The organism is Brumimicrobium sp. (assembly GCA_023957385.1).
Lineage (GTDB): Bacteria > Bacteroidota > Bacteroidia > Flavobacteriales_D > Crocinitomicaceae > Brumimicrobium.
Map to the genome: position 1 here is coordinate 1,549,879 of JAMLGZ010000001.1, position 12,398 is coordinate 1,562,276.

General features: G+C 33.6%; 9 protein-coding genes. 5 read left to right on the plus strand and 4 right to left on the minus strand.

The window, feature by feature from the left end; translation table 11 throughout:
* Positions 1-228 precede the first annotated feature (228 nt).
* From M9897_06825 to M9897_06835, 3 genes are all read left to right on the plus strand, one after another.
* Positions 229-1,539, plus strand: coding sequence for a putative DNA binding domain-containing protein (locus M9897_06825; protein MCO5268589.1), 1,311 nt, complete (start codon positions 229-231; stop codon positions 1,537-1,539).
* A gap of 432 nt (positions 1,540-1,971) precedes the next feature.
* Complete coding sequence (locus M9897_06830) at positions 1,972-2,388, plus strand: hypothetical protein (GenBank protein MCO5268590.1); 417 nt, start codon at positions 1,972-1,974, stop codon at positions 2,386-2,388.
* A gap of 2 nt (positions 2,389-2,390) precedes the next feature.
* Positions 2,391-3,299 carry an IS3 family transposase gene (locus M9897_06835; GenBank protein ID MCO5268591.1) on the plus strand — a complete coding sequence of 303 codons (909 nt, stop codon included), beginning with the start codon at positions 2,391-2,393 and terminating at the stop codon, positions 3,297-3,299.
* A 296-nt stretch (positions 3,300-3,595) separates the two neighbouring features.
* On the opposite strand, the gene M9897_06840 is transcribed toward M9897_06835, so the two are convergent.
* Both M9897_06840 and M9897_06845 read right to left on the minus strand, forming a co-directional pair.
* Positions 3,596-3,760 (minus strand): hypothetical protein, encoded by a 165-nt coding sequence (locus M9897_06840; protein ID MCO5268592.1) that lies wholly within the window; start codon positions 3,758-3,760, stop codon positions 3,596-3,598.
* Between the two features lie 141 nt (positions 3,761-3,901).
* Positions 3,902-4,144 carry a hypothetical protein gene (locus M9897_06845; GenBank protein ID MCO5268593.1) on the minus strand — a complete coding sequence of 81 codons (243 nt, stop codon included), beginning with the start codon at positions 4,142-4,144 and terminating at the stop codon, positions 3,902-3,904.
* A gap of 302 nt (positions 4,145-4,446) precedes the next feature.
* Here M9897_06845 and M9897_06850 point away from each other — a divergent pair, with 302 nt between their 5' ends.
* Positions 4,447-4,914: a hypothetical protein gene (locus tag M9897_06850; protein MCO5268594.1), complete on the plus strand. Its 468-nt coding sequence runs from the start codon at positions 4,447-4,449 to the stop codon at positions 4,912-4,914.
* A gap of 308 nt (positions 4,915-5,222) precedes the next feature.
* Here the strand turns inward: M9897_06850 and ettA are convergent, their stop codons facing one another.
* Together ettA and M9897_06860 are read right to left on the minus strand one after the other, a co-directional pair.
* Positions 5,223-6,911, minus strand: a complete 1,689-nt coding sequence (gene ettA / locus M9897_06855; protein ID MCO5268595.1) for an energy-dependent translational throttle protein EttA — start codon at positions 6,909-6,911, stop codon at positions 5,223-5,225.
* A 498-nt stretch (positions 6,912-7,409) separates the two neighbouring features.
* Positions 7,410-10,250: a T9SS type A sorting domain-containing protein gene (locus M9897_06860; GenBank protein ID MCO5268596.1), complete on the minus strand. Its 2,841-nt coding sequence runs from the start codon at positions 10,248-10,250 to the stop codon at positions 7,410-7,412.
* Between the two features lie 277 nt (positions 10,251-10,527).
* On the opposite strand from M9897_06860, the gene M9897_06865 reads away from it, so the two are divergent.
* Entirely contained in the window at positions 10,528-12,327 is a 1,800-nt protein-coding gene (locus M9897_06865) for a LuxR C-terminal-related transcriptional regulator (protein MCO5268597.1), read from the plus strand.
* The last annotated feature ends 71 nt before the right edge of the window (positions 12,328-12,398 follow it).

A 12,398-nucleotide genomic window follows, 5' to 3' on the forward strand; every position in this document is an offset into this window, starting at 1 on the left:
CTGAAAAGCCAACCCAAAGCGCGTCGGCCAGACAAAAAAGCGGGAAGTAGCATTTTTTTAGCTTGTAAGTTATAGAGCATGAATATACATCATTGTAAACGGTATTCTATTCTTAATTTACGGATTAACAACCTATTCAATAGGAAAAGCTAAACAATAATATCCAATTTGAGAATAATCGGATAAACACAACTATTTATAAATGATATTTTCTAAATTTGCTATTATATGCCTGAACAGCAAAATATAGAATACAAAAGTGCTTGGCACGATGATTACCTAAAATGGGTTTGTGGTTTTGCAAACGCACAAGGTGGCGTTATTTTTATCGGGAAAGATGATAATGGAAAAGTTGTAGGAATTTCGGATTACAAAAAACTAATGGATGATATTCCCAACAAAATCCGTAACGCCATGGGAATTACTGTTGAGGTAAATTTACATGAAGAATCAGAAAAGTACTTTATTGAAATTGTTACACTTCCCTATACTGTTCCTGTTTCTTTGCGTGGCAGATATTATTACCGTAGTGGTAGTACCAAACAGGAATTGACTGGGAATTCACTCAACGAATTTCTACTCCATAAATCGGGAAAAACTTGGGATGATGTAATTGAACCGAGAGCAACTTATGACGATATTGATGAAAATACGTTTTTGGCTTTCTTAAAAATGTCAGAAGAAAAAGGACGTTTGCCAGATGTAGTTGGCTTGACAGCCCAACAAATCTTTGAAAAACTACTGCTTACTGAAAATGGTAATTTGAAACGTGGTGCATTGGTCTTGTTTGGCAAGAATCCCGAACGTTTTTATCCTACTAATTTTGTAAAAATTGGTCGCTGGGAAGGCAACAATATTTTATTTCACGATGTGGAAGAAGGTAATTTATTTACGCTATTACGGAACGTAACCAACAAGCTCAACAATAACTATCTGAAACAAAAAATCCATTTTGAAGGATTGTATCGTATAGAAACAGGCGAATATCCACGAGAAGCAATGCGAGAAATGTTACTGAATGCTTTGGTACATCGCAGTTATATGGGTGCTCCTATCCAAATCCGTGTTTATGACGACAAAATAAACATTTGGAATGACGGAGGTTTGCCGACTGGAATTAGTTTGGAATCACTAAAACGTCCACATTCATCAAATCCACGGAATCCAATTATTGCAGGAGTTTGTTTTAAAGGCGGTTTAATTGATGCTTGGGGTAGCGGAACGGTAAAAATTATTGAAACATGCCTACAAGCAGAGCTTCCTGAACCTGAGTTTGTTGAGCAAGATGGTGGATTTTTAGTTACACTTTTTAAAAACAACTTGACAGATGAACAACTACTTAGACTTGGTTTAAATGACAGACAAATAAAAGCTGTTGGGTATGTGAAAGAAAAAGGAAAGATTACGAATAAGGAGTACCAAACTTTAAACTCAATTAGCGAACGAACAGCGTCTAGAGAGTTATCTCAATTGGCAGATAAACAAGTTTTGAAGAGTTCAGAAACTAAGGGGGCAGGTTCTTATTTCTACCTTTCATAAGAATAACGCTATATTAAAGCCAATAGCGCCATAATAACGCCATGATAAAGCCAACACTATTTGCAAGCACATTGTCAAAGTCACACAACCTAACCACACAAAGCCAAACTTTGCCACGCTACTTCCGAGATAAAATCAAACAAAAACCTTCAATCCAACGAAGTGTGATATATAAAGAATTGTTCACCAGTATTTTACAAAATAAAAATCGTAAATTTTTTAAACTTTCTCAATCCCCCTCATGAAAAGCCAACCCAAAGCGCGTCGGCCAGACAAAAAAGCGGGAAGCAGCGCGCGTGAATGGCAAATGCTCGTGGAGACGTACGATCGTACGCCCTTACAAGCATTTGCCAGAGCGGGGAGGTAGCATTTTTTTGTCTGTCTTGTCCTGAAATAGGTTTACACATTTATTAACCATAAAAAGTGTAAACAATGCAAAAAAGTAAAGTCAATTTAGGACTAAAATCTTCGGGAGAATTTAATTTAGAAGAACGGAGGCAAATCATTGAAGAATATCTTCAATCAGATTGTACTAAAAGAGAAATCTGGTATAAATATACCGGTCAAGAACATGAAAAAGGTTATCTTTTAAATTGGATGCGTCAACTAGGTTACCAAGTTCCAGAGAAAAGAGTTAAATTTGTTTCGACTAAAACACTAGCTATGAGCAACAAAGCCAAAGAATCGGTAGAAGTAACTCAATTAAAGGAAAAAATTAAACAGCTAGAAAAGGCACTAGTCAGCTCTGAACTAAGAGCCACTGCGTATGAAACAATGATTGAAATTGCAGAAAAGGAGCTAAAAATAAGTATTAAAAAAAAGTCCAATACCAAACAATCTTTACGATAAAAATGCGTCAACCTAAAATAGGATTAAGCAAATTATGCTGGTTGTTTGGTGTTACTCGTCAGGCATATTATCAGAGTTTTTATAGAGCAGAATTTCAAGAAATTGAACAAGCTTTAGTATTAAAAGAAGTCATTTCTATTAGAAATAATCATCCAAGAATAGGAACTAGGAAGCTGTACATTATGTTGGAAAGTTTTCTGCTAGAGCACCAAATAAAAATGGGGAGAGATGCTTTGTTTGACTTGCTTTCCCTACATACTTTATTGATTAGAAGGAGAAAAAGAGTCATCAGAACAACCCAGTCTAATCACTGGATGAGAAAATACCCCAACTTAATAAGAGCATTTATTCCAACTGCTCCTAACCAGTTATGGGTAAGTGATATAACTTATTGGAAAACAGGATTTGGTGTTTTGTATATTTCTTTAATTACAGATGCTTTTAGTCATAAAATAATTGGTTATAACCTAGCTCAATCTCTTGAAGCCATTGAGAGTTTAAAGGCTCTTAAAATGGCATTAAAGCAGGATATATTGTCGCAAAATCTTATTCATCATTCTGACAGAGGGAGTCAGTATTGCAGCTATAAATATGTAAATCTCTTAAATAGTTATGATGTTCAAATAAGTATGACTGAATCTGGAGATCCGTTAGAAAATGCCGTTGCAGAAAGGGTTAATGGAATACTAAAAGAAGAATATTTAGAGTATTATAAAGTAAGAACTTTTAAGCAGGCTAAGGAGTTATTTGACAAGGTGGTTGTTCTGTATAATGAACATAGACCTCACATGAGTATTGGGAATCAAACTCCTAATAAGGTTCATTTAGGAGAGGTGGAAAAGGGCGAAAGGAAATGGAAAACATATTATAGAAAAGTAAATCAAGAACAAAAAAGTGAAGAGTGTGTATAGGTTTTTTTTAGGCATTAAGACCTCTAAAGTATTTAGAAAAGGGCTAACAAAAGTTAGCCCCATAACAAAGTTTAATACTTCGTCGGTCGTCGATTTATCCCTGATAAGTTGCTCCTCAGCAGAGCTTATTTCCGTTTCCATCGATAATGCAAAAATAAATAAAATGTAAATGAATTTTAGGATTAAAATAAAATGTAAATTTATAACAGGATTAAAGAGAAAAAGTGTAAACTTTTTTTAGGACGAGACAGTCTTGTCTTTTTGCCTACTTTTTTGACAAGAAAAAAGTAAGGAAACTATTTGGTTTTTAATTTTTTAGGGTCCTGCCTTGTATCAAACACATTAGCAATAACAATTCGTTTGGCATTCTTATTTATGAAATACACAATCTTGTAATTTGTATAAACCAAGTATCTAAATTCGCGTTCGTCGTCTTTTAAAATTTCTTCTATCTGCCCCATTTCAGGCATTTTATCTAATTCTATTGTTTGGTTTACTATACCATTTACGATTTTTTTTTACAATTGCCAAACTTGCTCTAAACTTGTAGTAGTCGAATATTTCTCCCAGTTTATTTTTTGCAATCTCAGACCAAAAAACTTCTAATTCCATCCTCGAATTTGCTTTTTTAGATCAGTTGCTTTAATCATTCTACCAGCTTTTTCATCTTGGATAGCTAAATGAATTTCTGATTTATATTGTTCTAAAGATATCGGTTTTAGACTTGATTCGTAGTTTGATAGTTTTACTTCTTTCAGCAATTTTTCAAATATTTGAATAATTTTTTCGTCTTCTAAGTTTAAGACCTCCTTTGCCAACAATATTTTACGAGAATCAATGTTCATAATCAACCGATTTTAATCAAATATAGTGAATTTCGCCGAAAAAATATGTTTAATTTCAAAAAACTAACTTCTTGCGCTATTCCCAAAACAACTGTAGTAAATTCTCGAAGACGCTTGCCGTTTTCTTTTGCAAAAAGAACTTCTTCGCAAGAATTTCAAACATTTGCCAAAGCGGGGAGGCAGCATTTTTTTGTCTTGTCTTTTTGCCTACTTTTTTGACAAGAAAAAAGTAAGGTGATAAATTAAAATTTGTATCTTTCGATTATGAATTGGAGACTTCAAGATTCCAAATATAAAACTCTATGAAGAAGATTAGGATTCCACCATATTTGCGTATAATACTCATAATCGTCATATTTTTTATAATTCCCATTATAGCATTTCTAAATATTCAAGAAGATCCAGTTTATTTTCTTTTTGTTGGATACTTTATTGTATTATTTGCCAGTGGAGATAGGTATGTGTTGAAATTGAATGATACCTCACTTCTCTTGTTGTCTGTTTTGAGTTTTTTATCATTTATGCTATTTAATGTACTAACAAAACAAGGCATACAGGGAGTGTTCTTGTATTCAGTTAGCCTTGCTTATTCACTTCTATATTATAAATTTAATCTATTGTCATGGAAGAAATATCAACAGGATATTGATTTTGTTGGGGGGCCAGGGTTTAATATTTCGAAACATAATACTCCGTTAGGTATTCTTTTTAGCTTTTTACTTATTTTATTAGGGGGGGGTTATCTAGTTTTATACTTGTATTTATTATGACTACGATAATTCCAAGACACAAACAAATTAAAATCTTCGATTCTACAAAGTGTGAGATGTAAGAAATTATTTTCAAAATAAGAATTGTTATTTAAAGAATTTTCTTTTTATATTCATTTTCCTCCTCTTGAAAAGCCAACCCAAAGCGCGTCGGCCAGACAAAAAAGCGGGAAGCAGCGCGCGTGAATGGCAAATACCCGTGGGGACGTACGATCGTACGTCCTTACAAGCATTTGCCAGAGCGGGGAGGCAGCATTTTTTTGTCTTGTCTTTTTGCCTACTTTTTTGACAAGAAAAAAGTAAGGAAATTATCCAACACTCAACTTTCGATATTTCAATCGGGTAGGAGTAGTATCTCCCAATCTCTTTTTCTTATTTTCTTCGTATTCTGAGAAACTTCCTTCGAATGCATATACTTGTGAGTCTCCCTCAAATGCTAAGATATGCGTACAAATTCTATCCAAGAACCATCGGTCGTGAGAAATAACTACAGCACATCCAGCAAAATTCATGATTCCTTCTTCTAAGGCTCTCAGGGTATTGATGTCAATATCGTTCGTTGGCTCATCAAGAAGTAACACATTCGCTTCTAATTTCAACGTCATAGCTAAATGCAGACGATTTCTTTCACCTCCTGAAAGCACCCCAACTTTCTTGCTTTGGTCAGAACCTGAAAAACCAAACTTAGAAAGATAGGCTCTGGCATTAATTTTCTGATTTCCTATTTCAATTAATTCCACTCCTCCTGCTACCACATCAAAAATGGATTTATTTGGATCCAAATCAGCATGTGTTTGGTCAACGTATCCGATTTGAACAGTTTCACCTACTTTAAACTCACCTGCATCAGCTTGGATTTCTCCCATAATCATTTTGAAGATAGTGGTTTTACCAGCACCATTTGGTCCGATAATACCAACTATACCATTAGGAGGTAAACTAAAATTAAGGTTATCGTATAATAATTTATCTCCAAAAGATTTAGCCACATTCACAGCATCGATGACGTTGTTACCCAAACGTGGTCCATTTGGAATAGGAATTTCAAGTTTCAGCTCTTTTTCCTTGATATCTTCAGACATTAATTGATCGTAATTACTCAAACGAGCTTTGTTTTTAGCTTGACGACCTTTCGGGTTCATACGTACCCATTCTAGCTCTCGTTCTAACATCTTTTGACGTTTGGAAGCCTGTTTTTCTTCTTGTTGTAGTCGTTTTGACTTTTGTTCTAGCCATGACGAGTAGTTTCCTTTCCAAGGAATACCTTCTCCACGATCTAATTCTAAAATCCAACCAGCCACGTTATCTAAGAAATAACGGTCGTGTGTTACGCAAATAACTGTACCTTGATATTCAGATAAATGATGTTCCAACCAAAGAATAGACTCTGCGTCTAAGTGGTTCGTAGGCTCATCTAGTAATAAGATATCTGGTTTTTGTAATAATAAACGAGTTAAAGCCACACGACGACGTTCACCTCCCGATAATTGAGATACATTTTGATCATCTGGTGGACAACGTAGTGCATCCATTGCTCTCTCTAGTTGAGAATCTAATTCCCATGCGTTGATAGCATCTATTCTATCTTGGACTTTTCCTTGGCGGTCTATTAATTTATCCATTTTATCCGGATCGTTCAAGATTTCCTCATCCATGAATGCATTATTGATGTCTTCAAATTCTTTGAGTAAGTCAACAGTCTCTTGTACACCTTCTTGCACAATTTCTTTAACAGTTTTTGAAGGGTCTAATTCCGGCTCCTGGTGCAAATATCCAACTGTGTATCCTTCAACAATAGAAACATCACCTTGGTAATTTTTATCAATTCCTGCAATGATTTTCATTACAGTTGATTTACCGGCACCGTTAAGACCAATGATTCCAATCTTTGCTCCGTAAAAAAAGGAGAGTGAAATATCTTTAATAATTTGTTTACCAGCAGGCGTAGACTTGCTAACGCGATGCATTGAAAAGATTATTTTTTTATCGTCTGACATAAGGAAAATTTTGAAAAGCAAAGATAGTGTATTTTTTGATGAATTCGATATGTAGCTCGTTGTGCATTTGCAAAAATAAATATGATCAATAATTTCTACTATACATGGATTGTATTGAATTTGTAAAGATGTAACAAATAAGAATTGTTTAAAAAGATAGACCCCGAGCACCAAGGTTCTCGGGGTGACAATTGTGAGGAGAGACTATCGGTCGGCTTTGCCGACCGCCTGACCCTGTCAGTCCTCGATATCCTTCGATATGCTCAGGTCATGCATTTTTCTCCTATCGTCGAAAATCATGAACTGTGTGAAATATTTGGTTTTTTACACAGTTCATGATTTTTCGCAGAAAAATTATATCGAGGACTGACACCATAATTTACATTTTATTCTTAATGCACAACGAGTTATATGTATTATTTATCTATCTATTCTACCATTAGTATAAACAAAAAAAAAAGAGCGTCTTTCAACGCTCCCATCACACTACTTACTATATTATAGTTTAATTAACTTAAGTGGTTTGAATTTGTGGTTTCCTTTTAAAAACACAGTGTAAACACTAGCATTTAATTTTTGAATGTCAATTTCATATTGATTATTCCCAGATATTATTTCTATTTCTTTTGAGAATACAATTCTTCCATTATCGTCCATTATAACTAACTGCGCGTTTTCATCTTCTAAAGCAAGTATATTAATGGTTGTTTTATCTGTAGCTGGAATAGGATAAACACTCCAAGAAGAAGTATTGTTACAAGTGGTAGAAATAGGTCCATATGTATCTCTAGAACCGTTAAAATCAACAGATTCTAATCGATAATAAGTTAGATTTCCTATTTTCTTATCTATATATTGGTAGGATTGTGTTTGGATAGAATTTCCTGCTGCATTTATTGAAGTAAGATAATCCCAAGTATATCCATCACGGGAAGAATATATTTCATAATGACTAACATTACTTTCTGTTTGTGTTATCCATGTTAGCGTAACATCTTCATCACAAGACGCTGAAAATGAAGTTAATTCTATGGGTAGGGGAGAACCTCCGTTTTTACCGTGGAAGGTCCATTCGGAGAAACTCGTAGTAGTAAAATATGCATAATTAAGGGTTGTTCCAATCCCTGCAGCATTCTTAATAATAGCTGGACTTAACGTGTATGCGCTTGATAAAAGACCACTACCAGATTGATTTACTACGATTTCTGATCCAGCGCTACAATTATCAAGAGGTGTGTTATTTTCGTTTGGCCCATCGTAACGAGTTGCTACAATGTCATTAAGATTTAATACATCATCTAAGCTGTTTTGAGGGGTTAAGTTTAAAGGCAATCCATTCCCTCCACTTCTGTTCTTTAAGTCGGTATATTCTTCTTGCGTAAAAGGGAAATGAATATCCATATTTCCCGATCCCGAGATGCCTGCTGTACCTGGAGTTACAGTAAAATTTCTACTCATATAAGCAGTTCGGTATCCTTCATAATTTGTGTTACACGCATACATAGTTCCATCTCCGTTTCCTGGTACGGAATTAAAAGTTGCTAGGTAAGAAGTCATTGTCACCCAACCTTGTCTGTTGTGAGGATTAATAGAACCAATATAATGTCCATTCACATCATCATAGAAGTGTATAGGGGTATTTCCTTTAATAAAACAAGTGGCAGATTCTCCATTTCCGGATACTCTATCTGTTTTTACGGGCATACTGACAGTAATAGTTGCTGTGTCAGCACACATTTCATATTTTCCTATCAATTGATATGTAGTTGGTCCATTAGGAGCAACAGTTGGAGTTAATGTGTTAGCCCCACTTACAATCCCGTTTCCTGTCCAGGTGTATGTCATAGCACCAGATCCTGAGCTGTTATTAGCACCATTTAATTGTAATTGGAGTCCATGACAAAGACTGGTGTTTGGACCTGCGTCAATGTCTAAAGTTATATTAACAGGTAAAATAGAAACAACTAATGAATTTGGATTTCCTGAGGCATGTAATCGTAGTTCAATAGTAGAATTTTGATCTAAATAAATACATTTAGTAATCCAATCTCCACCTGTACTATTCCATGAATTATTAGAACCATTGTATTCTAAAGGAAAAGTAACATGTTGATCGTTAATGAAAATATAAGAATCATCATCCCAACTATCAAAATAAATACTGTAATTACCTGGAGGGAATCCCTTACGTTTTTGGATTACTGTGTACTGTCCAGAACCATTAAAATTATTATCATTTTCAACCCATAGACTATTATCAATCCCAACATTGCTACATCCTCTCCAACTGGTGCTGTAGTAATCAAATCCGTTGTAAAATGGAGTTGTTTTTTCAGGTGAATACCATTCATCCCATGCTATTTTAGTGTTAATCCCGTAATTATTGATTGCATCTAATTTATGCGTGTAAAAACCTTTGTAATTTGCAAAAGTTGTGTTTAAATTCTTATACTGCGTATGTGTGTATTCAGATTGAAATGCATAAGCTATCCATTCATCTTGTCCAAACGGATAAGCGCTTGTTGAGCCTGTAACTTGAATTACATCTGAATAGGCAGTTTGTCCAGAATTTGAGCAATATACTTTTAATCGGAAGTATTTATCCAAAGTAACACTAGAAGAATATGTGTAAGGATTAGTTGTAGCGCCACTTACGTTTGTCCAACCACTGGTTCCATCATTTGAGACTTCCCATTGACAAGTCGTTCCTATAGCAAGAGGAGTATCAGTCTTTAAGATAAATCCCGAATTAGTATTACATAAAACAATAGGAGAGGCAACATTACCAGGATTAGGAGTTCCTGAGCATGGTGTTGGATTTATGATATTTACCGTATAATCTTCCGTCTGCCCCCATCCATCAATAGTACAAGGTTTGTCATCGTAATAGTCATCAGTACTAGCATTGTATTGCCAGAGTACACGCATACGGTGATTTCCTATAAATGATGGATTATTAGGAATGCTTATATTAAAAGTGAATGTTCCACTTGATGGTTGCGTTAATCTTCCAACTAACTCGCTATTATCAAAGATGTTATTATTGTTAAAATCTATCCAAATAGCAGCAGTATGTTTGCCACCTCCTTGTCCTTGTACAACAATGGTGTAATTCGTGTTTATGTTTAAATCAGGGACAGTATATCCCGTTGTATTATCATAATAGCTAACTGTATTTGATCTGGTGGATGTATTGTCTAGCGTTTCTAAATTCACACGCTCAATAAGGTCTACTTTAAGAACTGATCCACCATGAACAGGACGATTAGGCTGACAATATTGGCCAAATAAATCAGCACTTGTTAAAATAAGCACAAGTAGTATGAGTATGTATTTCATAACATAGTTATTTTGAAACAAAAGTATGGTGTTTTTTACTTGATTTTCTTATCTATGAATACGCTATATTTGTATGTAGTCCTTTTTTTTAATGTTAAAAAATAAATGTCTTATAAATATCTGATAATAAATTAATTATATGTTTTATTTTAATGTATAAATCATTATTGTAGTCCATGTAGTAGGCATTATGTAGTCCTATGCGTAATAATTTTTCAAATTCATATAGACTTAATTTTTAATTTGTTACATTTGATATTAAATTATAAGAAATACTATGAATTTTAAATACCTTTCTTTATTCTTTTTGCTACATCTTGTTTTTATTTTCCATCTATTTGGGCAAGAAGCCAAGTTGAATAGTTCAACTATAAATTGGCAGCAGATAGAAAAACTTATGATAGACCAAAAGGTGGATGAGGTAAAAGCTGAGTTTAGTATTCATGCGAACAATTTAAAAAGAAACCACCAAGATTCTTTGTTAATATCTCGGATTTTAGTGGTGACAAATTATCTTCAGGATCAAAATGAATATGCCGAACGTATTAGATGGTATCAATATGCAATTGATTCTTTAGATGAGAACAAGAATGTTCAATTGTTCTTAATACGTCGTAAATATGCAGATATTTATGCGACTATTGATGAGTATGAAAATGCTATTAAACTTTTCAAAAAGAATTTTCAATTGTTAACTAGAGTAGGATTTAAAGATGCTCAATCGTTAGAAGCTTCCTTTATTGCTAAAATGTATTTGAAGGCAAATGAACATGCAAAGGCAGAAGAGTATTATCTAAAATCATTAGATATAGCTGAAAAAAATAACATTGGATTTTATACCAATTTAGGTTATAATAACGCAGGGTATTTCTACACCCAAATTGATGATAAAGAAAAGGCTGAGTCCTATTATTTATTAGGATTAAAGCGTTTGCTCAATAAAGATACTCTAGATACTTCAGAGAAGAATCATTTGTATCTATTACTAGGGAATTTGGGTTCTTTGTATCTTCAAAATAATGTAAAACAAGATACGGCTATTCAGATGCTACAGGCTGATTTATGGTTTAATATCAATTATGGTAATGTTTTATTGGGAATTGGTGCCAGTGTGGAACTAGTTGATTATTATATTAAAAAGAATTGGTTTAAAGAAGCAGAAATTTTATTAAATAAAGTATTGAACCATGAGCGGATTATAGAATATAAAGAGATGGAAGAGCCTGAGATGGTGCGTTTCTACCGCCAATTGTTTGTGGTGTATCAAAATTTAGGTGATAAAGAAAAGGCATTTTTCTATTTTCAACACTATGAGAAATTAAGTGAAAATTATATAAAGAAGAAAGATGTTATCCGTTCCGGTATTGAGAAAAGTTTGTTGAGTAATGTGCTTTCAGGACAATTAGCTATGAGTAAACAGCAATTGGAAATTATGAATACCAAAAACAAGTATTTAACATTGCAAAAGAGGCATACAAATCAATTTTTTATTATGGTAATTATTACTATGCTTATAATTTCATTATTGATTGTTTTGAATAGCAGAAAAAGATTATTACTATCTAAAATTAAAAAAGAATTAGCTGAAAATAACTTGAGAATGGAGCGACTCAAAAATGAAACTAACCAAGTGGAAATTCAAAATAAAAATAAAAACTTGACTGATTTTGCGATTAACATTTCACATCAACAGGATGTGATTAGAGATGTCAAAACACAGCTTATAGATATCAAGGGGAATGAACAAACTACAGAAGAATTAAAACTTCAAATAAGAACGCTTATAAATTTCATTAACAGCAATTTACGTGTTGATAATCAACGTAAGGATATGCATAATAATATTGAAAATATAAATCATCAATTTCTTACAATTTTATCCGAAAAACACCCTGAATTAACAGAGTTAGATAAGTATATTTGTGGACTTATTCGTCTCGGATTATCCAATAAAGATATTGCCAATTTAAGAAATGTGACCTACAAAGCGGTTCGGATTTCTCGCTACAGAATTCGGAAAAAACTGAATATTGAAGAGGATGAAGATTTGACACAATTTCTAAAAAATATTGGATAATAATCTATTTTCCGTAGGACTACATGTGTGTTATTCAATAGGCCTACATTGTTCAATCAAAAATGATTCGT